The 22,636-nt window shown below is 70.4% G+C and carries 26 protein-coding genes; 11 read left to right on the forward strand and 15 right to left on the reverse strand.

Translation table 11 applies throughout. The features are described from left to right. Window positions 1-66: 66 nt before the first annotated feature. The 4 genes from EL338_RS22690 to ptsP all read right to left on the reverse strand — a co-directional run bounded on the left by EL338_RS22690 (window position 67) and on the right by ptsP (window position 4,386). Window positions 67-561, reverse strand: coding sequence for a DUF6653 family protein (locus EL338_RS22690; RefSeq protein WP_126335797.1), 495 nt, complete (start codon window positions 559-561; stop codon window positions 67-69). 37 nt (window positions 562-598) lie between these two features. Beyond that, entirely contained in the window at window positions 599-1,540 is a 942-nt protein-coding gene (locus EL338_RS22695) for a R2-like ligand-binding oxidase (protein WP_126335798.1), read from the reverse strand. A 57-nt stretch (window positions 1,541-1,597) separates the two neighbouring features. Next, window positions 1,598-2,581: a pirin family protein gene (locus EL338_RS22700; protein ID WP_126335799.1), complete on the reverse strand. Its 984-nt coding sequence runs from the start codon at window positions 2,579-2,581 to the stop codon at window positions 1,598-1,600. Between the two features lie 68 nt (window positions 2,582-2,649). Next, on the reverse strand, window positions 2,650-4,386 hold the full coding sequence (ptsP, locus tag EL338_RS22705; protein WP_126335800.1) for a phosphoenolpyruvate--protein phosphotransferase: 1,737 nt from the start codon (window positions 4,384-4,386) through the stop codon (window positions 2,650-2,652). A 128-nt stretch (window positions 4,387-4,514) separates the two neighbouring features. On the opposite strand from ptsP, the gene EL338_RS22710 reads away from it, so the two are divergent. The 4 genes from EL338_RS22710 to EL338_RS22725 are packed head-to-tail and all read left to right on the forward strand — an operon-like array spanning window position 4,515 to window position 8,652. Further along, window positions 4,515-5,282 (forward strand): DeoR/GlpR family DNA-binding transcription regulator, encoded by a 768-nt coding sequence (locus EL338_RS22710; RefSeq protein WP_126335801.1) that lies wholly within the window; start codon window positions 4,515-4,517, stop codon window positions 5,280-5,282. Further along, on the forward strand, window positions 5,279-6,265 hold the full coding sequence (locus EL338_RS22715; RefSeq protein WP_126335802.1) for a 1-phosphofructokinase family hexose kinase: 987 nt from the start codon (window positions 5,279-5,281) through the stop codon (window positions 6,263-6,265). The genes EL338_RS22710 and EL338_RS22715 overlap by 4 nt, the downstream gene beginning before the upstream one ends. 54 nt (window positions 6,266-6,319) lie before the next feature. After that, on the forward strand, window positions 6,320-8,335 hold the full coding sequence (locus tag EL338_RS22720) for a PTS fructose transporter subunit IIABC (protein ID WP_126335803.1): 2,016 nt from the start codon (window positions 6,320-6,322) through the stop codon (window positions 8,333-8,335). 59 nt (window positions 8,336-8,394) lie between these two features. Then, window positions 8,395-8,652: an HPr family phosphocarrier protein gene (locus EL338_RS22725; RefSeq protein WP_126335804.1), complete on the forward strand. Its 258-nt coding sequence runs from the start codon at window positions 8,395-8,397 to the stop codon at window positions 8,650-8,652. Here the strand turns inward: EL338_RS22725 and EL338_RS22730 are convergent. Further along, window positions 8,649-9,089: a nitroreductase/quinone reductase family protein gene (locus tag EL338_RS22730; RefSeq protein WP_126335805.1), complete on the reverse strand. Its 441-nt coding sequence runs from the start codon at window positions 9,087-9,089 to the stop codon at window positions 8,649-8,651. The two genes, EL338_RS22725 and EL338_RS22730, sit on opposite strands and share 4 nt — an antisense overlap. 24 nt (window positions 9,090-9,113) lie before the next feature. Continuing rightward, window positions 9,114-11,153: a copper-translocating P-type ATPase gene (locus EL338_RS22735; RefSeq protein ID WP_126335806.1), complete on the reverse strand. Its 2,040-nt coding sequence runs from the start codon at window positions 11,151-11,153 to the stop codon at window positions 9,114-9,116. Window positions 11,154-11,295: 142 nt separating this feature from the next. Between EL338_RS22735 and EL338_RS22740 the strand changes: the two genes are divergently transcribed. Next, window positions 11,296-12,693 (forward strand): chloride channel protein, encoded by a 1,398-nt coding sequence (locus EL338_RS22740; RefSeq protein ID WP_126335807.1) that lies wholly within the window; start codon window positions 11,296-11,298, stop codon window positions 12,691-12,693. A gap of 101 nt (window positions 12,694-12,794) precedes the next feature. Further along, complete coding sequence (gene aqpZ / locus EL338_RS22745; RefSeq protein WP_126335808.1) at window positions 12,795-13,568, forward strand: aquaporin Z; 774 nt, start codon at window positions 12,795-12,797, stop codon at window positions 13,566-13,568. A gap of 55 nt (window positions 13,569-13,623) precedes the next feature. Here the strand turns inward: aqpZ and EL338_RS22750 are convergent, their stop codons facing one another. Together EL338_RS22750 and EL338_RS22755 are read right to left on the reverse strand one after the other, a co-directional pair. Next, complete coding sequence (locus EL338_RS22750) at window positions 13,624-14,172, reverse strand: Dps family protein (RefSeq protein ID WP_126335809.1); 549 nt, start codon at window positions 14,170-14,172, stop codon at window positions 13,624-13,626. 58 nt (window positions 14,173-14,230) lie between these two features. Further along, window positions 14,231-15,160, reverse strand: coding sequence for a DNA-3-methyladenine glycosylase family protein (locus EL338_RS22755; protein ID WP_435404912.1), 930 nt, complete (start codon window positions 15,158-15,160; stop codon window positions 14,231-14,233). A 47-nt stretch (window positions 15,161-15,207) separates the two neighbouring features. On the opposite strand from EL338_RS22755, the gene EL338_RS22760 reads away from it, so the two are divergent. Then, a complete protein-coding gene (locus EL338_RS22760) occupies window positions 15,208-15,606 on the forward strand; it encodes a nuclear transport factor 2 family protein (protein ID WP_435404878.1) in 399 nt (132 codons plus the stop codon). Here the strand turns inward: EL338_RS22760 and EL338_RS22765 are convergent. The 4 genes from EL338_RS22765 to EL338_RS22780 all read right to left on the reverse strand — a co-directional run bounded on the left by EL338_RS22765 (window position 15,593) and on the right by EL338_RS22780 (window position 18,037). Further along, window positions 15,593-15,967, reverse strand: a complete 375-nt coding sequence (locus EL338_RS22765) for a DUF427 domain-containing protein (RefSeq protein ID WP_126335811.1) — start codon at window positions 15,965-15,967, stop codon at window positions 15,593-15,595. The two genes, EL338_RS22760 and EL338_RS22765, sit on opposite strands and share 14 nt — an antisense overlap. 90 nt (window positions 15,968-16,057) lie before the next feature. After that, on the reverse strand, window positions 16,058-17,083 hold the full coding sequence (locus EL338_RS22770; protein WP_126335812.1) for an NAD-dependent epimerase/dehydratase family protein: 1,026 nt from the start codon (window positions 17,081-17,083) through the stop codon (window positions 16,058-16,060). Then, entirely contained in the window at window positions 17,080-17,598 is a 519-nt protein-coding gene (locus EL338_RS22775; RefSeq protein ID WP_126335813.1) for a nuclear transport factor 2 family protein, read from the reverse strand. Before EL338_RS22775 ends, EL338_RS22770 begins: the two co-directional genes overlap by 4 nt. 19 nt (window positions 17,599-17,617) lie before the next feature. Continuing rightward, window positions 17,618-18,037: a hypothetical protein gene (locus EL338_RS22780; RefSeq protein ID WP_126335814.1), complete on the reverse strand. Its 420-nt coding sequence runs from the start codon at window positions 18,035-18,037 to the stop codon at window positions 17,618-17,620. 72 nt (window positions 18,038-18,109) lie between these two features. On the opposite strand from EL338_RS22780, the gene msrA reads away from it, so the two are divergent. The 3 genes from msrA (at window position 18,110) to EL338_RS22795 (ending at window position 19,598) form a co-directional block, all read left to right on the forward strand. After that, a complete protein-coding gene (gene msrA, locus EL338_RS22785) occupies window positions 18,110-18,619 on the forward strand; it encodes a peptide-methionine (S)-S-oxide reductase MsrA (RefSeq protein ID WP_126335815.1) in 510 nt (169 codons plus the stop codon). A 158-nt stretch (window positions 18,620-18,777) separates the two neighbouring features. Continuing rightward, window positions 18,778-19,125 carry an ArsR/SmtB family transcription factor gene (locus EL338_RS22790; RefSeq protein WP_126335816.1) on the forward strand — a complete coding sequence of 116 codons (348 nt, stop codon included), beginning with the start codon at window positions 18,778-18,780 and terminating at the stop codon, window positions 19,123-19,125. After that, window positions 19,122-19,598, forward strand: a complete 477-nt coding sequence (locus tag EL338_RS22795) for an SRPBCC family protein (RefSeq protein WP_126335817.1) — start codon at window positions 19,122-19,124, stop codon at window positions 19,596-19,598. Before EL338_RS22790 ends, EL338_RS22795 begins: the two co-directional genes overlap by 4 nt. A 1-nt stretch (window position 19,599) precedes the next feature. On the opposite strand, the gene EL338_RS22800 is transcribed toward EL338_RS22795, so the two are convergent. Further along, a complete protein-coding gene (locus EL338_RS22800) occupies window positions 19,600-20,052 on the reverse strand; it encodes a PaaI family thioesterase (protein WP_435404879.1) in 453 nt (150 codons plus the stop codon). A gap of 23 nt (window positions 20,053-20,075) precedes the next feature. After that, window positions 20,076-21,401: a cytochrome P450 gene (locus tag EL338_RS22805; RefSeq protein WP_235666259.1), complete on the reverse strand. Its 1,326-nt coding sequence runs from the start codon at window positions 21,399-21,401 to the stop codon at window positions 20,076-20,078. Between the two features lie 106 nt (window positions 21,402-21,507). Here EL338_RS22805 and EL338_RS22810 point away from each other — a divergent pair, with 106 nt between their 5' ends. Further along, window positions 21,508-22,119: a TetR/AcrR family transcriptional regulator gene (locus EL338_RS22810; RefSeq protein WP_126335818.1), complete on the forward strand. Its 612-nt coding sequence runs from the start codon at window positions 21,508-21,510 to the stop codon at window positions 22,117-22,119. Here the strand turns inward: EL338_RS22810 and EL338_RS22815 are convergent. Next, window positions 22,106-22,633 carry a hypothetical protein gene (locus EL338_RS22815; protein ID WP_126335819.1) on the reverse strand — a complete coding sequence of 176 codons (528 nt, stop codon included), beginning with the start codon at window positions 22,631-22,633 and terminating at the stop codon, window positions 22,106-22,108. The two genes, EL338_RS22810 and EL338_RS22815, sit on opposite strands and share 14 nt — an antisense overlap. Between the last annotated feature and the right edge of the window lie 3 nt (window positions 22,634-22,636).

The following is a 22,636-nucleotide window of genomic DNA, read 5'->3' on the forward strand; positions in this document are numbered from 1 at the left end:
GTGGATATCCGTCACCCCAGGGTGACGGCATGCGGTCGAGGGCCGCCCGGAGACAGCCCCGGATTCCTAGGGCTGATCTCCCCGGTTGCTCGCCACCTGCTGGTCATAGAAGATCCCGAGGCGGTCGATCCGCCACAGCTGGCCGTACACGATGAACGTGGCACCGAAGATGGTCGGCCACACTGCGAGCATCGTCAACCCCCAGACCAGCAGCGCCGCACCGGTCAGCGCGCCCACCGCCCAGAATCGTTGCACCACCCCGAAGCCGGCGGGCATGGCCGAGCGATCCTGCACCCAAAGATGTTCGCCGAAAATACCTTTCGATGACCAGGCCGTGGGCGTGTCAATGGGGGCGAACGCCCGGGGATTGAGCCACAGCCAAAGGACCAGTAGGGCCACCGGCAACACCGCCCACCAGCCGATCCAGACGCGACTCCAGATCGCCAGGATGAGCAACGGGATCGCGGCGAACCGGGTCCAGACGCTCCAGGGGTTGGCGTGGCGTCGCCAAGCATCCTCGCTCATACCGACCGCGCGGGCATACCGCTGCAGGACGTTCATGCCTCCACCATGGCAGAGCGGGTGGCAACGAACCGGCTCAGCCCGCGACCGCCAACGCCCGGGCATCCTCCTCGCCGAACGAATCCTCCAGTTGCAGCGGCGAATAGTCGACGTCGATCTCCTCGAGCGGACGACCGCGGGCGCTGCTGATGGTGCCGAACCGGCGCATGCCCTTGTCCATGGAGTACTGCGTGAACTCGTCGATGTCCAGGCCGAACGGGATATCCGGGGCGTACAGCGCGAAGCTGTCCTGGGTGAGGCCGAGCGCCAGCGGGAGCAACTCGTTCATCCGCGTCTCGAACACGGCCCAGTTGGCGTCGTCGGCGGCGACGTGCCGACGACAGGTGAAGGTGCCCCACGCCATGTGCCGCCGCTCGTCGTCGCCGATGCGCCGGACCAGCTCCTGCATGCCGGGCAGGATGCCGCGCGCCACGCAAATCTTGTGCCACGCATAGTATCCCGTCAACGCCAGCATCCCCTCGACGACGTGGTTGTACACCACCGAAGCGCGGACCTGGGCGGCCGGCGACGGGTCCTCGACGAGCGCGTCGAGCGAATTCGGCAACTCGTCGAAGAACACCCGCCGGTACGACGGCAGGTCGTCGAAGTAGCTGTGCAGATCCTCGGTGATCCCGACAGCGTCGAGCCACATACGGAAGACCTGGGTGTGCTTGGCCTCCTCGAAGGCGAACTGCGTCAGGTACATCTCGTCACCCAGGCGCCCCTCGTCCCGCATCGCCCGCATGAACGGCTGGATGTCCTTGGTGACCGCCTCCTCGCCGGCGATGAACTGCGCGCACAGCCGCGTGGCGTAGTCACGTTCCCGGTCGGTGAGCGACTCCCAGTCCGCCCGATCCCGGGAGAAGTCGATGTCCGCGGGGTTCCAGAACTTCGCGTTGCCGCTGGCAAACAGCCGCAGCGGCAAGCTATCCCAGTTCAGCCCGCCGGCTTTCAAGGAGCCGAATTGTGAGTGCGCCATGGGCTGACCTCCTCGCGACCAACCCATCCTACTGTGACGCACACCACAGTCAAGACATCAGCCGGCGCGGTGCGGCATCAGCGCATCCGGCGGGATGGCGCCGAAGCGACCGGCCTGGAAATCCTCGAGCGCCGTGATGACCTCCGACTTCGAGTTCATCACGAACGGCCCGTAGTGGAACACCGGTTCGCGGATCGGACGACCACCCAACAGCAGCACCTCCAGCGCCGGGCGATGGGAGTCCTGACCGCAGTCGGCGGCGACGGTGATCCGGTCACCGGGCCCGAGGACCGCGAGTTGGCCCTGCTGAATGGGGTGCCGCACCGGCCCCACCGATCCCCGGCCCGACAGCACGTACACCAGCGCGTTGAAGTCCCGGCTCCACGGGGCGTTCAGCTCCGCGCCGGGCTCAACGGTGGCGTGCGCCAACGTGATCGGGGTGTGCGTGGCACCAGGACCGCGCTGCACCCCGTCAGCGGTGTCGAACTCCCCGGCGATCACCCGCAGCAGCGCGCCGCCGTCGGACGACGACAGCAGTCGCACCTCGCCACCCTCGATGGACTGGTAGCGGGGCGCGGCGAACTTGTCCGCGCGGGGCAGGTTCACCCACAGCTGGATGCCATGGAAGGCGCCGCCGCTCTCGACGAGTTCGGCCGGCGGCGTCTCGATGTGCAGGATGCCCGATCCGGCGGTCATCCACTGGGTAGCGCCGTCGGAGATCAACCCGCCGCCGCCGTGCGAATCCTGGTGCGCGAAGCGGCCGTCGATCATGTAGGTGACCGTCTCGAAGCCGCGGTGCGGGTGCCAGTCGGTGCCCCGCGGTTCGCCGGGCTGGTATTCGATCTCACCCATCTGGTCCATGTGCACGAACGGGTCCAGGTCCGCCGCGCTGACCCCGGCGAACGCGCGGACGACGGGAAAGCCCTCGCCCTCGTAGCCGCGGGGGCCGGTGGTGATGGAGCGCACCGGGCGCTCGGTGTCGTCGGCCGCCGGTGGGCGGACCCGCGACAGGGTCAATGTGTCTGCGGTGACTGCGGGCATTGGGCACCTCCATTTGTCAGAGTCACCCGGTATAACCGGACCACAGTCCGATTATTCCCCCGGCGCGGTCAGCCCAACACGTCGAGCGCCGCGGCCCGGGCCCCGGCGGCGTCGGCGGTACCGAGCACCGCCTCGGCGGCGCGGCGGCACTGCTCGAGGGTCACCGTCGACAGCTTGGCCCCCACCGCGGTGACCGCCGCCGCGGCCGCCGACAGCGAGGTGATGCCCATGCCCACCAGCACGCAGGCCAGCAGCGGGTCGGCCGCCGCCTCGCCGCAGACCCCCACCGGCTTGTCCACCGCCACCCCGGCCTTGGCCGTCATCGCCACCAGCGCCAGCACGCCGGGCTGCCAGGGGTCGGTCAGGGTCGCGAGTTCGGCCGACATCCGATCGGCGGCCATCGTGTACTGCGCCAGGTCGTTGGTCCCGATCGACAGAAAGTCGACGTGTTCGAGGATCCGGTCGGCCAGCAGCGCCGCGGCGGGCACCTCGATCATCACGCCCGGGGTCAGGCCGTGCGCACGCACCTTGCCCGCGAAGTCACGGGCCTCCTCGGGGGTGGCGATCATGGGCGCCATCACCCACGGCGCATTGCCGGTCTGCTCGGCGGCCGCCGCGATCCCGGCGAGCTGGTTGTCCAGCAGCGCGGGGTTGCCGAACGACACCCGAATCCCGCGCACGCCCAGCGCCGGGTTGGCCTCGTCGGGACTGTTGGCGAACTTCAGCGGCTTGTCGGAGCCGGCGTCCAGGGTCCGGACCACCACCTTGTGCTCCGAGAACGCCTGCAGCACTTCGCCGTAGATCCGGGCCTGCTCCTCCACCGAGGGCTCGGTGTCGGAGTTGAGGAAACACAGTTCGGTCCGGAACAGCCCAATGCCCTCGGCCGGCGTCTCGCGGGCGGCCCGCGCGCCCGCGCCGTCCTGCACGTTGGCCAGCACCGCCACGGGATGCCCGTCGGCCGTGGCGCCGGGGCCGGTCCAGTTCGCCATGGCCGCGGCGGCCTCCGCGGCGCGCGCCACCGCGGCCACGGCCTCCGCGGTGTCGGGGTCGACGGTGAGGCTGCCCCGGGTGCCGTCGATCAGCATCAACCGGCCGGCGTCGACGTCGTCGAGGCCCGTCACCGCCACCACGCACGGGATGCCCAGCTGCCGGGCGATGATCGCGGTGTGGCTCGTGGGCCCGCCCAGCGAGGTCGCCAGCCCCACGATCAGCGCGGGGTCCAGCCCCGCGGTGTCGGCCGGGGCGAGATCCTCGGCGCACAGGATCGACGGCACGTCGGGCACCGGCACCCCGGGTTCGGGCAACCCGGCCAGCTCGGCGACCACCCGGTCCCGGATGTCGCGCAGGTCGGTGACCCGCTCGGCCATCAATCCGCCCATCTTGGTGAACATCTCGACGAACTGCTCGACGGCCTCGGCGGTGGCGCGGATCGCGGGAGTGCCCTCGCCGATGCGTTTCTCGGCCGCGCCCAGCCAGGCGCGGTCGGTGGCCAGTTGCGCGGTGGCGCCCAGCACCTCCGACGCGGCCCCGGTGGCGTGCGCGGCGCGTTCCCGCAGCCGTTCGGCCACGGCCGTCGCCGCGGCACCGAAGCGGGCGGTCTCGTCGGGGCGATCGGCCTCAGCCACCGCGCCGGGTGTGGACAGGTCCTCGGGGGCGGGCGGGCGCCCGGGCCGGATCACCGGGGCGTAGGCGACGCCGGGGACCACGGGCACACCGGAGAGCGCGGCAGGAGTCGTGGGAGTCATGTGAACCAGGTTACATCGAACCGTTGACAATTCAACACAAATAGGCGTAAAACAACACATAACAACATCGGTACCGCGACAGCCTCCGGGCATCCCCACCGAACGGCTGCCCCAAACCTAGCTCCCACCCCCGCCCGCCGTCCGCTAGTTCCCACCCCCGCCCGCCGTCCCAGTCCTTGGAGCCCGACGTGTATCCAGAGGAACGTCAGCAAGCCATCGCCTCGCTGGTGATCGCGCGCGGCCGGGCCTCGGTGACCGAACTGGCCGAGACCTACGCGGTCACCACCGAGACCGTGCGCCGCGACCTGGCGGCCCTGGACCGCGCCGGGTTGGTGCGTCGCGTGCACGGCGGCGCGGTGCCGGTGCGCGCGCTGCACGTCGTCGAACCCGGAGTGGCCGAGCGGGAGGGCACCCGCGCGGGCCACAAGGACGCCATCGCCGCGGCCGCCGTCGAGTTCTTCCCGCTGGCCGGCGCCAGCGTGCTGTTCGACGCCGGCACCACCACCGCGCGCATCGCCGCCCGCCTGCCCGCCGACCGCGAACTGGCGGTGGTCACCAACTCGGTGCCGATCGCCGCCCGGCTGGCCACCATTCCGGCGCTGAGCCTGCACCTGCTCGGCGGACGCGTGCGCGGGGTGACCCAGGCCGCCGTCGGCGAACCGGTGCTGCGCACCCTGGACTCGCTGCGGGTCGACATCGCGTTCATCGGCACCAACGGCATCAGCGTCGGCCACGGCCTGTCCACCCCGGACAGCGAGGAGGCCGCCGTCAAGCGCGCCATGGTGACGTGCGCGAGTTACGTTGTGGTGGCCGCCGATTCGTCCAAGATCGGACGTGAGGACTTCATCAGCTTCGCCGCCCTGGACAAGGTCGACACGGTGATCACCGACGACGAGATCAGCGACGTGGACCGCGAGGCGCTGACCCAACACGGAGTAGAGGTGGTAGTGGCATGAAACCCCGCAACCCGGTCGTCGTCACCGTGACGCCGAATCCGAGCATCGACCGCACCATCGCACTCGGCGGCCCCCTGACCCGCGGCGCGGTGCACCGCGTGCAGTCCGTGTCCGACGAACCCGGCGGCAAGGGCGTCAACGTGGCCCGGGTGCTGACGCTGGCCGGCATCGACGCCTGCGCGGTACTGCCGGCCCGGTCCGACGATCCGTTCCTGTCGGTGCTCAGCCCCACCGGCGTCGGCTACTCGGCGGTCCCGGTCACCGGCACCGTGCGCACCAACATCGCTGTCACCGAGAACGACGGCACGACAACGAAACTCAACGAACCCGGCGCCGAGCTGGATGCGGCCTCGATCGCGGCCCTGACCGACGCCGTCGTCGGCCAGGCCGCCGGTGCGCACTGGGTGGTGATGTCGGGATCGCTGCCGCCCGGGGTCCCCGACGACTGGTACGCCGAGGTGGTGGCGCTGCTGCGCGAGTTGCCGTGCAAGGTCGCCGTCGACACCTCCGAGGGGCCGTTGGCGGCGCTGGCCGCCGGCTTCGAGCGCGCCGCCCCGGATCTGATCAAGCCCAACTCCGAGGAACTGGCCAGCCTGTCCGGCGCCGACCCTGCCGCGCTGGAACAGTCTGTGCAACAGGGTGATCCCGAGCCCGTCGTGGCGGCCGCCACCGCGTTGATGGACCGCGGCGTGGGTGCGGTGCTGGCCACCCTGGGGGCCGCGGGGGCGGTCCTGATCAACGGTACCGGCGCGTGGATGGCCGCGGCCCCGCCGATCACGCCGCGCAGCACCGTCGGCGCCGGCGACTCCTCGCTGGCGGGCTACGTCCGCGCGGCCATCGGTGGCGCCGAGGAGCCCCGCCGACTGCAGATGGCGGTGGCCTACGGCAGCGCGGCGGCCGCGCTGCCCGGTTCGGCGCTGCCCTCGCCCCGACAGATCGACCTCGACGCCGTGCAGGTGGTCTCCATCGCCCCCGACCGCTGAGCCGACATTCGCCGATCGCCAACGCCGACGAGCCCTTCCGACAAAGGTGAAGCCATGACGAACCCGCCCATCACCACCGCAGATCTGGTGCTGCTCGACGTCGACGCCGGAGCCGCCAAGGACGACGTCATCGCGCGACTGGCCGGCACGCTCGCCGAGGCCGGCCGCGCCACCGACGTCGACGGCCTGGTCGGTGCGACGATGGCCCGCGAAGCCCAGTCCGCGACCGGACTGCCCGGCGGCATCGCCATCCCGCACTGCCGCTCCCCCTACGTCGACGCGCCCACCATCGGCTTCGCGCGGCTGGCCCCGCCGGTGGACTTCGGGGCCCCGGACGGCCCGGCCGACCTGGTGTTCCTGATCGCCGCCCCGGACGCCGGCGGCGCCGAGCACATGAAGCTGCTGTCCAGCCTGGCCCGCGCCCTGGTGCGACCGGAGTTCGTCGCGTCGCTTCGCTCGGCGGCCACGGCCGACGAGATCGTGGCGCTGGTCGATTCCACGGTGAACCCCGCCCCGGCCGAGCCCGCCAAGCCCGCCACCGAACCCGAACCCGAGGCCGCCCCCGCGAAGAAGACCATCGCGGCAATCACGGCCTGCCCCACCGGGATCGCGCACACCTACATGGCCGCCGATGCGCTCAAGCTGGCCGCCGAGCGCGCCGGCGTCGACATCGTCGTCGAGACCCAGGGATCCTCCGGCAGCACCCCGATGGGCGCGTCGACCATCTCCGGCGCGGACGCGGTCATCTTCGCCACCGACGTCGGGGTCAAAGATCGCGGCCGCTTCGCCGGCAAACCGGTGATCGCCTCCGGGGTCAAGCGCGCGATCAACGAACCCGACGCCATGATCGCCGAGGCGATCGCCGCCGCCGACAACCCGAGCGCCGCCCGCGTCGATGGCGACGGCGCCGGGGCCGGAGACTCCGACACCGAGGGCTCCGCGGACGTCGGCTGGGGCACCCGCACCCGGCAGATCCTGCTCACCGGCGTGAGCTACATGATCCCGTTCGTCGCGGCCGGCGGCCTGCTGATCGCGCTGGGCTTCCTGTTCGCCGGCTACGACATCGCCAACCCGCCCGAGGGTTTCGACACCTCGCTGGGCAACCTGATCGCGCTGGAGAACACGCTGACCAACCTGCCGCCCGGCGGCATCATGCAGTACCTGGGGGCGGTGCTGTACACCCTCGGCGGCCTGGCGTTCGGCTTCCTGATCCCCGCGCTGGCCGGCTACATCGCGTTCGCCATCGCCGACCGGCCCGGCCTGGCGCCGGGCTTCACCGCCGGCGCGGTCGCCATCTTCATCGACGGCGGCTTCATCGGCGGCATCGTCGGCGGGCTGATCGCCGGGTTCGCCGCGCTGTGGATCAGCCGGATCAACGTGCCGCAGTGGTTCCGCGGCCTGATGCCCGTCGTCATCATCCCGCTGTTCGCCTCGCTGATCGTCGGCCTGCTGATGTTCCTGCTGCTCGGGCGGCCGCTGGCGGCCATCCAGGAGGGCCTGACCAGCTGGCTGCGCGGCATGACCGGGACCTCGGTGATCATCCTCGGGGTGATCCTGGGCCTGATGATGTGCTTCGACCTGGGCGGCCCGGTCAACAAGGCGGCCTACGCGTTCGCCACCGTCGGCCTCAACGTCGCCGACCCGTCGTCGCTGCGGATCATGGCGGCCGTGATGGCCGCGGGCATGGTGCCGCCGCTGGCGATGGCGCTGGCCACCACGCTGCGGCCGCGGCTGTTCAGCGAGCCCGAGCGGGAAAATGGTCGCGCCGCATGGCTGTTGGGCGCCTCGTTCATCTCCGAGGGCGCCATCCCGTTCGCGGCCGCCGACCCGCTGCGCGTGATCCCGTCGATGATGGCCGGCGGCGCGGTGACCGGCGCGCTGATCATGGCGTTCGACGTGACGCTGCGCGCCCCGCACGGCGGCATCTTCGTGTTCTTCGCGATCGGCAACCTGCTGTGGTTCATCGTCGCGCTGGTCGCCGGGACCGTCGTCGGGGCCCTGGCGGTGGTCACCGCCAAGCAGTTCTCCGCGCCCAAACCGCTCCCCCAAACCCAACTTTCGGCCGCCTAGTTCGAGTAGAAATCTCCATAAGGGCGATTTCGGCACAACCCACGAAGGAGCACACCCGCATGCACAGCAAGACCGTGACCGTCGGATCCGCCGTCGGCCTGCACGCCCGGCCCGCCGCCATCATTTCCGAGGCCGTCGTGAATGCCGGTGTGCCCGTGACGCTGTCGATGGACGGCGGCGAACCGGTGGACGCCGGGTCCGCGCTGATGATCATGACGCTGGGCGCGGGCAAGGGCGCGTCGGTGACCGTGGCCTCCGAGGACGAGGCCGCGCTGAACACCATCGCCGACCTGGTCGAGCAGGACCTGGACGCTTAAGCGCGCTCGCAGATCAGCAACGGGATCTCGCGGTCGGTGTTGCGCTGATAGCCGGCGTAGCCGCGGTAGGTCTTGACCACCTGCGGCCACAGTTCGGCGCGTTCGGCGGTCGTGGCCGCGCGGGCCCGCATCGGCACCTGCGTGCCGTCGACGGTCAGCGTGACGTCCGGATGGGCCAGCGCGTTCTTGTACCAGTCCGGGTGGTCCTGATGGCCGCCCTTGGAGGCGACGAGCACGATGCGGCGCTCGTCGTGGATGGGGCTGGTCAGCAGGTTGGCGTACGGCTTGCCCGATTTGCGCCCGACGGTGTGCAGTTCGACGGTGCGCATGCCCATCAGCGTGCGGGGGAACCGCCCGCCGGTGAGCGCCAGCAGCGCTCGATGCCCGTTCTCGAGTACCCAGGCGCCGGCCTCGGCGACGCGATCGGATTTACGCATGTGATCCCCTCCTGGGGCACCACGCTAATCGACGCCGGCCTCCGGGCGTAGGTCCAACCGGCGCAGCAGTTGCGCGTTGAGCGCCACCACCACCGTCGACAGCGACATCAGCAACGCGCCCACCGACATCGGCATCACGAAGCCGACCGGCGCCAGCACCCCGGCGGCCAGCGGCACGGCGATGAGGTTGTAGCCCGCCGCCCACCACAGGTTCTGCTTCATCTTGCGGTAGCTGGCCTTCGACAGCTCGATCACCGACAGCACCGACCGCGGATCCGAGCTGGCCAGGATGACCCCGGCCGAGGCGATCGCGACGTCGGTGCCCGCGCCGATGGCGATCCCGACGTCGGCCTGCGCCAGCGCCGGGGCGTCGTTGACGCCGTCGCCGACCATCGCGACCACGCGCCCGCCGGCCTGCAGTTCGGCGACCTTGGCCGCCTTGTCCTCCGGACGCACCTCGGCGAACACCCGGTCCACGCCGAGTTCGGCGGCAACTGAATCCGCCACGGCCTGCGCGTCGCCGGTGATCATCACGACCTCGCGGTCCAGCCGGTGCAGCGCGTCGATGGCCTGCCGCGACTCCGGCCGGATCTCGTCGGCCAGGGCGAGCACGCCCAGCACCCGCCCGTCGGCCAGCACGTGCAGCACCGTCGTCCCGGCCGGCATGGGGTCTTGGGAGGCCGGCAGCCCGGTCTCCTCGAGCAGCTTCGGCCCGCCCACCCGGATCTGTCGGCCGTCGACGGTGGCGGTCACGCCGACCGCCGCCGACGAGGTGAACTCGGTGGCCGCCGGGATCGAGAGCCCGCGCTCGCGGGCCGCGGTGACGATGGCCCGGGCCAGCGGATGCTCCGACGGCAGTTCGGCGGCCGCGGCGAGTGCCAGCACGTCGTCCCCGCCGGTGGCCGCGACGACGACGGGTTGCCCCTTGGTCAGGGTGCCGGTCTTGTCGAACAGCACCGCGTCGACGGTGCGCATCTGCTCGAGCGCCAGGCGGTCCTTGATCAGCACCCCGCCGCGCGCGGCGCGCTCGGTGGCGATGGACACCACCAGCGGGATCGCCAGGCCCAGCGCGTGCGGACAGGCGATGACCAGCACGGTGATGGCCCGGATGACGGCCTGATCCGGCAGGCCGATGAGGCCCCAGACGATGGCGGTGAGAATCGCGGAGACCAGCGCGAACCAGAACAACCAGCCCGCGGCCCGGTCGGCCAGGCGCTGCGCGCGCGACGACGAGTTCTGCGCCTCGGCGACCAGGCGCTGGATCCCGGCGAGCGCGGTGTCGTCGCCGACGGCGGTGATCTCGACGCGCAGGGCCGAATCGGTGGCGGTGGTGCCGGCGACCACGCTGTCGCCGACGCCACGCCGCACGGTACGCGATTCGCCGGTCACGATCGACTCGTCCATGTCGGCGGCGCCGTCGCGGATCCGCCCGTCGGCGGGGACCCGGCCGCCCGGGCGCACCAGAACGAGGTCCGCGACGCGCAGGTCGACGGGCGCGACGGTCTCGAGGGTGTCGCCGGTGATGCGCTCGGCCTCGTCGGGCAGCAGCGCCGACAGCGAATCCAGCGCCGAGGTGGTCTGCTCCAGCGAGCGCATCTCGATCCAGTGGCCCAGCAGCATGATGACGATCAGCAGCGCCAGTTCCCACCAGAACTCCAGCTCGTGGTGCAGCACGCCGAGGCTCGCGCCCCAGGACGCCAGGAACGCGACCGTGATGGCCAGCCCGATCAGCAGCATCATTCCCGGTGCGCGGGAACGTATTTCGCTGACCGCGCCGGTGAGGAACGGTCGGCCGCCCCACACGTACATCACCGTGCCCAGCACCGGGGCCACCCAGCGCGCACCCGGGAAGTCGGGCAGTTGGTAGCCGAGGATCATCGCGAACATCCCCGACATCGCCACCGTCGGGATCGCCAGGACCAGCATCACCCAGAACAACCGGCGGAACTGCGCCACGTGATCGCCGTGATCCCCGTGGCCCGCGTGCCCCGCGTGCTCACCGTGCCCCGTGTGCCCCGCGTGCTCGGCGTGCTGCGGGTGCGCGGTGTGACTGTGGCCGGACATGCCGCCCACCCTATACCCCTTGGGGGTATTTCGAGACGGTCTGCGGCGCCGAGATCAGCACCAGGGCTGTTCGCCCGGCGCGGCAACAGCCCTGGTAGCAACTTCGCGCACCGCCCCCGCGGACGCACTAGCATTGCCCCACATGGCGCAAGCCGACACCGGCGGCGCCGGCCGACTCGGGGCATTCGTGCGGAACTCCGGCTACCTGCGCAAGTGGCTGATCCTGGGCGTGGCCATCGGCATCATCGCCGGCCTCGGCGCCGTGGTGTTCTTCCTGGCGCTGCGCTACACCACCGAACTGCTGCTGGGCGGCCTCGGCGGCTACGACGTCCCCACCGCCCGCGGCGACGGCAACAACCCGGGCTCGCCGGGCTTTTCGCGGGCCTGGGCCATCCCGGTGATCACCACGCTGGGCGCGCTGGTGTCGGCGGCCATCGTCGCGAAGTTCGCCCCCGAGGCCCGCGGGCACGGCACCGACGACGCGATCGAGGCCGTCCACACCGACCCGCGCGCCATCCGCGCCCGCGTCGTCGTCGTCAAGATGGTCGCCAGCGCGCTGACCATCGGCTCGGGCGGATCCGGCGGCCGCGAGGGACCGACGGCGCAGATCTCCGCGGGCTTCGGCTCCCTGCTGACCCGCTGGCTCGACCTCGCCGACGACGACGGCCGGGTGGCGGTCTCGATGGGCATCGGCTCGGGCATCGGCGCCATCTTCGGCGCGCCGCTGGGCGGTGCGGTGCTCGCGGCGTCGATCATCTACCGCCGCGACTTCGACTACCGCGCGCTGATCCCCGGCTTCATCACCTCCGGCACCGCCTACGCGGTGTACGGGGCGTTCCTCGGGTTCGAGCCGCTGTTCGGCCAGCTGGTAACCAACTACGCGTTCGACCCCGCCCAGCTGCCCTGGTTCGTGCTGATCGGGATCGTCTCGGCCGCAATCGGTTACCTGTACGCCCGAACCTTCTACGCCACCGTGAACCTGGCCGGGCGGATCACGGTCCCGGGCGGCGCCGTACTCAAGCCGGCGGTCGGCGGGCTGCTCGTCGGGCTGCTGGCCTTGGCCATCCCGCAGATCCTGTCCAGCGGCTACGGCTGGGTGCAGCTGGCGGCCGTCGAATCCACCCTGCTGGCCATGCCGCTGTGGATCGTGCTGGTGTTACCGGTGGCCAAGATCGTGGCGACCTCGCTGTCGATCGGCACCGGCGGCTCCGGCGGCATCTTCGGCCCGGGCATCGTGATCGGATGTTTTGTGGGCGCGGCCCTGTGGCGGCTGGCCGACCTGGCCGGGGCGCCCGCGCTGCCCGCCGGGCCCGGGGTGTTCATCGTGCTCGCGATGATGGCCTGCTTCGGCAGCGTCGCCCACGCGCCGCTGGCCGTGATGATCATGGTGGCCGAGATGACGGGCTCGTTCTCGGTGCTGCCGGCCGCGATGATCACCGTGGGCATCGCCTATCTGCTGATCATCCGCACCGACGTCGGGATCTATCAGGCCCAGCGCCTCGACCGGGAGACTGCCGCAGCCGAACGCGCAGGTAGATAGCAAACGTCACTTTCCGGACACAAATTTGCGAACACGGTCGTGATGCAGGTCAGCGCCTGACATCGTATTGCTCCTCACGCCATCGAGCTAAGGAGTCCCAGATGTCCCCTCCGACGATGTTCCACCGGCTCAGCGCCGAGTTCATCGGCACCTTCTGGCTTGTCCTCGGCGGCTGCGGCAGCGCCGTGTTCGCCGCGAAGTTCCTCTCCGACGACATCTCCGTCGGCATTGGATTCCTCGGCGTAGCACTGGCATTCGGCCTGACGGTGCTCACCGGTGTGTACGCGTTCGGCACCATCTCGGGCGGTCACTTCAACCCCGCCGTCACACTCGGCGCGGCGCTGGCCGGCCGGGTCGAATGGAAGGCGGTCCCGGGCTACTGGATCGTCCAGGTCCTCGGCGGCCTGGTCGGCGGTCTGATCATCTACGTGATCGCCTCGGGCCGAGCGGGTTTCGAGGCCACGGGCAACATGGCCGCCAACGGCTACGGCGACAACTCGCCCGGCGGCTACTCGATGACCGCGGTCCTGATCGCCGAGGTGGTACTCACCGGGGTCTTCCTACTGGTGATCCTCGGCTCCACCGATGACCGCGCGCCGAAGGGCTTCGCCGGGCTGTCCATCGGCCTGACGCTCACGCTGATTCACCTGATCTCGATCCCGATCTCGAACACCTCGGTGAATCCCGCACGCAGCACCGGGGTGGCCTTCTTCAACGGCGACGGCGCACCCGGCCAGCTGTGGCTGTTCTGGGTGGCCCCGCTGGTCGGTGCCGCCATCGCCGGCATCGCGTACCCGTACCTGTTCGGCCGCGCCGAGCAACTCGCCGAGCGGCCGGTGCGCGACGACGAACTCGACGCGCAACCGACCGCTTAGACAGCGCGACGGCCGGTGGCGCAACGAACTCGTCGCACCACCGGCCGACCGACAGCTACTTGGACTTCGCCTTCTTGGCGGCGCCCTTCTCGGTCTTGGAGCCCTCGTGGGCCAGCTGGCCACCCGCGTTCTCCAGATGTGCGCGGACGAACCACTGGAACTTCTCGAGCTCGGTGGAGTGGCCGATCAGGATGTCCTGGGTGACCGGATCGGCCTCCTCGACATCCGTGATGGCCTTGCGCAGGTCCTCGATCACGCCGTTGTAGACGAGGTCCAGGGCCGCCAGGTGCGCCGCCACGGTGTCACGCTTCACCGAGTAGTCGTCCCAGTCGCGGTCGCGGATGATGGCCCCCGGCGTGCCCTCCGGCGAAAAGCCCAGGGTGGCAATGCGTTCGGCGACCTCGTCGGCGTACCCGCGAACGAGCGTCACCTGCGGGTCGATCATCTCGTGCACACCGATGAAGTTCGGCCCCACCACATTCCAATGCACATGCTTCAGTGTCAGATGCAGGTCGTTGTAGACGCTGAGCTGACGCTGCAGCCGCTCGGCGATCTGCGCGGCCTCCTTTTCGGAAAGGCCGGGGACGGTGTAGCTGCTGGGCATCGTTCCTCCTCAAAATGTCGGTTGTCGGCATACCCCACTGACGCCGATGTCAACCACTCTAAAGTTCGCGGACGTTCTGCACAGGGAGACGAGCGCCCCGCCGCGGTTCATACGCCAGGCCGCTGACCTGTAACAGGCGCACCACCCGATGCCGGTGCGGGCGCATCGGTTCCAACAGTTCGACCATGCCGTCGTCGTCCACGGGATGGCCCAGCAGCGTCCAGCCGATCATCTTGCAGATGTGATAGTCGCCGACCGACAACGCATCCGCGTCGCCGAACGCCCGTTGCGCCACCTCGGCGGCCGTCCACACCCCCACGCCGGGCAGGCTGGTCATCGCCGCGCGGGCCGCCGCGGCCGGCCGGGACGCCAACCGCTCGAGCGAGTCCGCGCGCCGCGCGCAGGCCACCACGGTGCGCGCCCGCCCGGGATCGACGTTGGCGCGGTGGAACTCCCAGGACGGGATGCGGGCCCACACCTCGGCCGCCGGGAACACCCGCATCCGGGCCGGCGCGGGACCGGGCGCGACGGTGCCGTACTTGCCGACCAGCGTGCGCCAGGCCCGGAACGCGTCGACGCCGGGCACCCGCTGCTCGATCACCGCCGGGATCAGCGCCTCCAGCACCCGGTCGGTCCGGCCCAGCCGCAGGTGTGCGGCCTGCCGGGCGGCCCGGGCCACCGTCGGGTGTGTCGGGTGGAAGTCCGACCAATCGTCGTCGGCGCCGAGGTAGGCGGGCAGCGCCGCGAGGAACTCGGCGGCCCCCGCGCCCCACGCGTGGGCCCGCACCGCCGCGGCGTCGGTGCGCTCCAGGCGGGCGGTCACCGGGCCCGTCGGCAACAGGCTGGTCCGCCAGATCGCCCCGTCGGCCCCCACCTGGTACGTCGGGTCGGCCGGCCCGCGCCGGTGCGGGGCCAGCGTCGCCGCCGGGTGCACCGGTCCGGGGAACGTGACGACGCGCGTCAGACCGTCTGTGTCGATGTCGGCCAGAGTAGCCACCGTTGACGACACTGACGGCAACGGACAGGATGAGCGGCGTGACGACGCCGTTCGACGACCCGCAGGCCGAGCAGGCGTGGATGTTCCTGCAGACGCTCAGCGACGACGGCGACCTCGACGAGGGGTTCGCCCTGCTCAGCGACGACTTCACCTATTGGAGCAACGGTCTGGGCCGCACGCTGACCAAGGCCGAACTCCGCGAGATCACCGCAGGGGCCCGCGACACCATGGTGTTGCACTTCGATCTGCTGCGCTGCATCAACGAGGGTGAGACAGTCGTCGTCGAGGCGCAGGCCGACGGCGCCAACAGCGCCGGAGAGCGCTACGACAGTCCCGTCGCGTTCATCTTCGACATGCGCGACGGTCTGATCACCTCGCTGCGGGAGTACTGCGACACCCGACTGTTCGAGAAGGTGTTCGGCGCTATTCCGCGGTGACGGTGATGACGGCCTTGTCCGGGTAGAACGCGACATGGTCGGCGATGGCCGCGACCGCCGGGTAGGGCTGCGCATAGAACCAGACGGCGTCCTCGACGGTCTGCGCGCCGACGACGCTGTAGTACCCCGCCTCGCCCTTGTACGGGCAGTAGGTGCTGGTGTCGGTCCGGCGCAGTCGCTCCCGGTCGACGTCGCGCAGCGGGATGTAGTGCACCGCGGGATAGGTCGACTCCTGCAGCGTCAGCGCCGCGCTGCTGTCGGCGATGACCTCGCCGTCGACGCGGACCACCACGCGCCCGGCGGTGGGCGTGACGGTGATCGGGTGTTCGGCGGTGGGTTCTTTGACGGGACGCTCGGGCATGTGAAGTGCAACACCTGCGCGCCACCGCAATTCCCGACCCACCCAGAGTTGGGGTGTTGTACCGGTTTCGCGAGCCGCCCCGCGAACAAGTCACCCCTCGGCGCGGGCCTTCCGGCGGGCCGAGCGCATGTCGGACCAGAACCGGGCGGCCGCGCGGATCGACTCCTCGACGGGGCGCGGCGTCCAGTCCAGTTCACGGCGGGCCTTGGTGCAGTCGACCGGGGCCTCGGCGCGCATGAGCCGCACCGATTCCAGGGTCAGCTGCTGATCGGTGCCGGTCAGCCGGGCTCGCACCGAGCCCAGCGCGCCCATCGCGTACAGCAGCGGCACCGGCACCGAGCGCCGCGGCGGGGCCACCCCGGACTCCTCGGCCGCGATCCGGATCACCTCGCGGTTGGTGATCATCTTCTCGGAGATCAGGTAGCGCTGGCCCACTCGGCCGCGCTCGCCGGCCGCCACCATGGCCCGGGCGGCGTCCTCGACGCCGACGGCCTCCAGCGCGATCTTGTCGAGCACGAACGGCAACTTCCCGAACACCGTGCCGGCCACCAGCGCGCCCTGCGGGGTCATACCGTGGTCGCGGGCGCCGTAGGTGGTGGACACGCACATCGCCACCGCGGGCACGCCCCGCTCGCGGGCGTAGCGCAGCACCAGGTCCTCGGCCTGCACCCGGGACCGGACGTAGGCGGTGAGCTTGCTCCGATCGACCACGTCGTCCTCGGTGGCGACGCGGCCCTTCTTGCGGCCGACGGTCGAGTAGCTGCTGGTGAACACGAACATCTTCAACGTGCCGGCGGCCGCGAGTTCGGCGGCTACCTCAAGCACGCCGCGTAGGCCGTCGACGTTGGTGCGGAACAGCGGCGACGGGTCGCGCAGCCACGCCCGCGCGTCGACCACGCAGTAGTACACGACCTCGCAGCCCGTCATCGCCTCGCGGATCAGGTCGAGGTCGAAGATGTCGCCGACGAACCGGGTGAGCTCGAGGTCGTCGATGCCCGCGGTGTTGGCGCCGGCGCGCACCGTGACGCGCACGTCGGCCCCGTCGGCGACCAGTTGCCGGACCACGTGCGAACCCAGGAAGCCGTTGCCGCCGATCACCAGCGTGGGCGCGGTCATGACGCGGCCCCCGCCGGCTGCCCGTGCTTGCGGTACCAGGCGGCGGCCTCCTCGTCGAGGGTGCCGAGTTCCTCGGCCTTGCGACACCACTTCAGCGCGGCGTTGAGGAAGCGCAGCGGGTTGTAGACGTCCTCCTGCCGGCACCATTTGCCGTCGCCCGCGTAGGTGACGATCGAGATGTTGGTGGCGCTGATGATCGTGCCGTCACCCGGGTCGCGCATCGGGTTGTCGAGCTCGCAGATCACCCGGGCGGTCGGTTCGTCGATCACGGTCCAACGCGCCGGGAACGCGGTCATGTAGCTGCCCGGGAACACCGACATGGTGGCCCGGATCCAGGTGCGCACCTGATCCTTGCCGCGCATGGTGCCGGCGGCGTGCTCGATGTACTCGACGTCGTCGGTGTAGTGCTCGACCCAGGCGTCCCAGTCCTTGGTCTCGCCGGCCCGGGCCACTGTCTGTTCGAACGTCGCGAACGCCGCGACCAGCTCGTCGCGAGAGAATGTTGGGCGTGTCACACCCTGACTAGAACACGTTCTAATGTGGTTTGTCGAGCCTGGTCGTGAGCACGGCGCGGTCGCCCAGCGGGGCCTGCAGCGGCACCTCCAGGGTGCCGGCCACGGCGATCTTGATACACGGCCGGTTGACCGCCTCCGGCAGGGTGCCGCCGAGCAGGTCGACGATCACCGCCTCGGGTGTCTCGCGCACCGAGGTGTGCACGCCGTAGCACTGCGGCGTGCCCGTCATGAAGGACACGACGACGGCGTCGGCGCGCTGGGCCCGGGTCCAGGACTCGATGTGCAGCGGATGCAGGTCGATCAGCGACTCGCTGTCGGCGAACGGCTGCCCCGGGATTCCGGGCGCACCCTCCGGGACCGGGACGGTTTCCTCGGCGGCCGCCGTCGGGGCGGTGCACAGTGCGAGCAGCAGTGCGGCCAGGGCGGTGATGATGCGCATGGCTCCAACGTAGCGGGAACGCGCACAATGGAAGACGATCCACCCTTGACGACCTAGAGGAAGGACGCACGCATGGCGTCGCATCAGAAGGCGATCCTGGCCGGAGGCTGCTTCTGGGGTATGCAGGATCTGATCCGCAAGCAGCCCGGGGTGGTCGCCACCCGCGTCGGCTACACCGGCGGACAGAACGACAATCCGACCTACCGCAACCACCCGGGCCACGCCGAGGCCATCGAGATCGACTTCGACCCGGCGCAGACCAGCTACCGCGACATCCTGGAGTTCTTCTTCCAGATCCACGACCCGAGCACCAAGGACCGCCAGGGCAACGATGTCGGCACCAGCTACCGCTCGGCGATCTTCTACCTCGACGACGAGCAGAAGCGGGTCGCCGAGGACACCATCGCCGACGTCGACGCGAGCGGGCTGTGGCCGGGCAAGGTGGTCACCGAGGTGACGCCGGCCGTCGACTTCTGGGAGGCCGAGCCCGAGCATCAGGACTACCTCGAGCGCATCCCGAACGGCTACACCTGCCACTACCCCCGGCCGGGTTGGAAGCTGCCCAAGCGCTCCACCGTCTAGCGCACCCACCGCGAGCGGGCGCGTCCCCGGCCGACTCGCCGCGAAATTCACGTGGTTTGCGCACGTTCGCGCCGAAACTTTATTCAACCAAAAGGTTGACAACACCCCGGCCAGCCGCGCACACTCGAATCGTATTCAACCAAACAGTTGAGGAAGCAATGGCCGATCGTTTGTCCAAGGTATTCGCCGCATTGGCCGATCCCACTCGTCGCGACATGGTCGCCCGCCTCGCGGTCGGCGACGCCACGGTCAGCCAGCTCGCCGAACCGTACGACGTGAGCATCCAGGCAGTCTCCAAGCATCTGAAGGTGCTCGAGGACGCCGGCCTGGTGACCCGCAGCCGGGAGGCCCAGACCCGCCCGGTGCACCTGGAGGCCGAGGTGTTCGACCTGATGACCAAGTGGATCGAACGCTATCGCCGCCAGGCCGAGGAGCGCTACCGGCGCCTCGACGCGGTGCTCGCCGACATGCAGGACGGTCCCACCGAGAAAGGACAAGTGTCATGACCACCGAAGCCACCATCGAGGCCGCCACCGACCTGCCGGTCATCCGCATCACCCGCGACTTCCACGCCACCCCGGCGCAATTGCTGCGGGCGCACACCGATCCCGAACTGTTCGTGCGCTGGGTCGGCCCCGAGGGGATGGTCAACCGCATCGTGGAATGGGACGCCCGTGACGGCGGCTGTTGGCGCTACATCGCCAGCCAGGACGGCCAGGACTACGCGTTCCGCGGTTGCTTCCACACCGTGGGGCCGGACCGCATTGTGCAGACCTTCACCTTCGAGGGCATGCCCGACGACGTCTCGCTGGAGACCCTGCGCTTCGAGGACCTCGGCGACGGCCGGACCCGGTTGCATGCGCAGTCGCTGGTCGACAGCTTCGAGGGCCGCGACGCGTGGCTGGCCTCCGGGATGGAGACCGGGGTCAACGACGGCTACGCCAAGCTGGACAAGCTGGCCGCCGACGGTGCGCTCTGAGTCAATTGCCGTGCGCGCGTAGCTGATACAGCCCATGGGTGGTCGCGACGACCTGCCCGTTGGCGTCGGTGACGACGGCATCCAGCGTGTAGTCGGCCTTGCCCCGGCTTTCGGCCTCGGCCGCGACGCGGGCGATGGCCTCCTCGGCCATGGTGGCCTCGGCGCGCAGATCGCTGGTCGCCATCCCGACGAACTTGATGTCGACGTTCTTGACCAACGGGAAGTACTTACCGGCGTCGAAGCTGGTCAGCGCGATGACGCCGCCGAGGATCTCGGCCACGGTGAACTGCACACCGGCGTAGATGACCCCGAAGTGGTTGCCGTTGCCCTCGAGCGGGACGCTGGTGGCGGCGAACCCCCGGCGCGCCTCGACGATCTTGACGCCCATCCGGTGGGCGGCCGGGATGGTCTCGGCCATCCGCTGGTTCATCATGTCGACGATCGCATCAGTCACGCCCACGATCGTCGCATGCCCCCTCAGCGGCGGCGCACCGAGATCCGGCCACCCTTCTTCGGGGTGAACGCGACGCCGCGGGAATGCCACTTCTCGCCGGGCGCGGTGGTGGTCTGGATGACGAAGTGGCGCAACACGGTTCGCAGCACCACGTCCATCTCCATGTTGGCGAACGCCGCGCCGACGCAGCGCCGGGTGCCGCCGCCGAACGGGATCCAGGCGATCATGTTGGGACGTTCGCCGACGAACCGCTCGGGGTCGAACCGCTCCGGGTCGGGAAACTCCTCGGCGTTGACGTGGGCCTGGCCGAGCGCCACCGTCACCGAGTAGCCCCGCGGAATCCGCCACTGCCCCAACTCGATCGACGGCGCGTAGACGTGCCGGCCGGAGAAGTCGATGACGGTGCGGTTGCGCTGCACCTCGAGGATGGTCGCCTGCCGGTACTGGTTGTCGTCGGTGGCGGCCTCGGCCACCATTTTCGCGAGCACCTCCGGATGACGGGAGATCCGCTCGAAGGCCCACGCCAGGGTCGAGGCGGTGGTCTCGTGGCCCGCGGCCAGCAGCGTCAGCAGCTCGTCGGCGATCTCGCTGGTCGACATCGGGGTGCCGTCCTCGTAGGTGCTGCGCAGCAGCAGCGCCAGCACGTCGGTGCGTTCCTCGAAGCGCGGATCGGCCTTCGCCTGCTCGATGAGCACGTGGACCGTGTCGTCGTACTGGCGGCGGTAGTTGGTCAACCGGCCCCACGGGGTGAAGCGTCCGTAGTCCCGCGCCGGGCTCGGCAGCACCGCGATGCGCGAACCCAGCGTCACCCACGGCGGGATGATGCGGCGCAGCGTGGTCAGTTCGCTGCCGGCGGCGCCGAAGATGGCGCGCAGGATGATGTTCAGGGTGATCCGCATCATCGGCTCGAGGGTCTCGAACTCGCGCTGCTCGGGCCAGGACGCGGTCTCGGCCAGCGTCTCCTCTTCGACGATCTTCTCGTAGTTCTTCATCGCCTTGCCGTGGAACGGCGGCGTCAGCAGCTTGCGGCGGCGGCGGTGTTCGGCGCCGTCGAGCGCGAACACCGAACCGGGCCCGAACACCCGGCTCAGGTTCGGCTGGATGTTGCCCAAATCCTCTGGGCTGGCGGTGAATACCTGCTTGGCCAACGCGGGGTCAGTGACCACGATCATGTTGCCGAACAGCGGCACCCGCAGCCGGAACGCCTCGCCGTGGCGTGCGGTCATCGCGGTGACCACCTGACGCCGGAAGAAGGCGTAGCCCAGGCCTTGCAGCAGCGTGGGCACGAATCGCGGGGCGGGCGGCAGGTTGATCTCGGCCGCAATGGGCTCGACGGTGGTCTCGGTCACGACGGCCTCCCAGCTCCACGGCGGTACTGCTGCGTACCGCTTCGATGTGGAGTACGGTACCGGTTAGTACCAGGTGCCGCAAGAGTGGTTGGGGGAAAATCGCGTCATGACCATCGGCACCGTCGCCCCGACCGAGGTGAGCTCCCCCGGCGGCGACCCGTTCCGGCGCCGACTGTTCGACGGTCTGGTCGGCTCCATCAACGAGCGCGGTTACCGGGAAACGACGGTCGCCGACATCGTGCGGCACGCCAAGACCTCCAAGCGCACCTTCTACGCGCACTTCGCCAGCAAGGACGACTGCCTGCTGGAACTGCTCGACGACGACAACTCCCGGACCGTGGCCGGGATCCGCGCGGCGGTGGACCCCGAGGCGGACTGGCGCGTCCAGATCGAACAGGCCATCGACGCCTACATCACGGCCATCGAGGCCCACCCGGCGTTGACGCTGACCTGGATCCGGGAGTTCCCCGCGCTCGGGGACGCCGTGCGCCCGGTGCAGCGCCGCGGCATGGACCGCTTCATCGACCTGCTGATCGAGATCACCGCGGGCCCCGGCTTCGCCCGGGCCGGCCTGGGCCCGGTGCGGCGGCAGACGGCGCTGATCCTGCTGGGCGGTCTGCGCGAACTGACCGCGCACACCATGGAGGACGGCGAGGAGATCCGCGGCATCACCGAGGCGGCCGTGCACGCCTGCGTCGGCCTGATCACCGGGCGCTGAACCGCCCGCTGAGCCGGGTGGGCAGCACGAACGCCCACGGCCGCGCGAAACCCAGCCCGACCAACTCCGCACCGCGGACCTGCGCGACGGTGACCCGGCGGATCTGCCCGGAAGACGGCTCGTAGCAAGCGAATCCGTCGTCGCGCCACTGGGTCAGCAACACCCAGTGCCGCGGTGCGACGTTGCCCACCAGCATCGGGACCGGCCAGCCGAGCAGCACCGCCTCGCGCACGTCGAGCAGTCGGTCGCGCCGCCGCGCCCACCGCCAGCGGTAGCGCACCGCGCTGTGGGTGCTCAGCGCCGCGGCCATCGCCATCGGCGTGGTGCCCAGCGCCCGCGGCCAGCAACGGTTGAGCCGACGGTGCAACCGACCCTGTTCGGCGGCAAACCATTCCGGGGCGGCCAGCCGCGCGGCATAGTCGGCGTCGAGGCGCGCCGCGGCGACGATCGCCACGGTGGGACCGCAGGTGACGCCGTCGCGTTGCCGCAGGGGCGGCCAGTGGACCGGGGGCACCGC

It is taken from the genome of Mycolicibacterium chitae (genome assembly GCF_900637205.1).
GTDB classification, from domain to species: Bacteria; Actinomycetota; Actinomycetes; order Mycobacteriales; family Mycobacteriaceae; genus Mycobacterium; species Mycobacterium chitae.

Bases quoted from the DNA above. Each gene is read 5' to 3' on its own strand.
- EL338_RS22690 (WP_126335797.1), bottom strand. From the start codon at position 561: ATGAACGTCCTGCAGCGGTATGCCCGCGCGGTCGGTATGAGCGAGGAT.
- EL338_RS22695 (WP_126335798.1), bottom strand. From the start codon at position 1,540: ATGGCGCACTCACAATTCGGCTCCTTGAAAGCCGGCGGGCTGAACTGG.
- EL338_RS22700 (WP_126335799.1), bottom strand. From the start codon at position 2,581: ATGCCCGCAGTCACCGCAGACACATTGACCCTGTCGCGGGTCCGCCCA.
- ptsP (WP_126335800.1), bottom strand. From the start codon at position 4,386: ATGTGTTGTTTTACGCCTATTTGTGTTGAATTGTCAACGGTTCGATGT.
- EL338_RS22715 (WP_126335802.1), top strand. From the start codon at position 5,279: ATGAAACCCCGCAACCCGGTCGTCGTCACCGTGACGCCGAATCCGAGC.
- EL338_RS22720 (WP_126335803.1), top strand. From the start codon at position 6,320: ATGACGAACCCGCCCATCACCACCGCAGATCTGGTGCTGCTCGACGTC.
- EL338_RS22725 (WP_126335804.1), top strand. From the start codon at position 8,395: ATGCACAGCAAGACCGTGACCGTCGGATCCGCCGTCGGCCTGCACGCC.
- EL338_RS22730 (WP_126335805.1), bottom strand. From the start codon at position 9,089: ATGCGTAAATCCGATCGCGTCGCCGAGGCCGGCGCCTGGGTACTCGAG.
- EL338_RS22735 (WP_126335806.1), bottom strand. From the start codon at position 11,153: ATGTCCGGCCACAGTCACACCGCGCACCCGCAGCACGCCGAGCACGCG.
- EL338_RS22740 (WP_126335807.1), top strand. From the start codon at position 11,296: ATGGCGCAAGCCGACACCGGCGGCGCCGGCCGACTCGGGGCATTCGTG.
- aqpZ (WP_126335808.1), top strand. From the start codon at position 12,795: ATGTCCCCTCCGACGATGTTCCACCGGCTCAGCGCCGAGTTCATCGGC.
- EL338_RS22750 (WP_126335809.1), bottom strand. From the start codon at position 14,172: ATGCCCAGCAGCTACACCGTCCCCGGCCTTTCCGAAAAGGAGGCCGCG.
- EL338_RS22765 (WP_126335811.1), bottom strand. From the start codon at position 15,967: ATGCCCGAGCGTCCCGTCAAAGAACCCACCGCCGAACACCCGATCACC.
- EL338_RS22770 (WP_126335812.1), bottom strand. From the start codon at position 17,083: ATGACCGCGCCCACGCTGGTGATCGGCGGCAACGGCTTCCTGGGTTCG.
- EL338_RS22780 (WP_126335814.1), bottom strand. From the start codon at position 18,037: ATGCGCATCATCACCGCCCTGGCCGCACTGCTGCTCGCACTGTGCACC.
- msrA (WP_126335815.1), top strand. From the start codon at position 18,110: ATGGCGTCGCATCAGAAGGCGATCCTGGCCGGAGGCTGCTTCTGGGGT.
- EL338_RS22790 (WP_126335816.1), top strand. From the start codon at position 18,778: ATGGCCGATCGTTTGTCCAAGGTATTCGCCGCATTGGCCGATCCCACT.
- EL338_RS22795 (WP_126335817.1), top strand. From the start codon at position 19,122: ATGACCACCGAAGCCACCATCGAGGCCGCCACCGACCTGCCGGTCATC.
- EL338_RS22810 (WP_126335818.1), top strand. From the start codon at position 21,508: ATGACCATCGGCACCGTCGCCCCGACCGAGGTGAGCTCCCCCGGCGGC.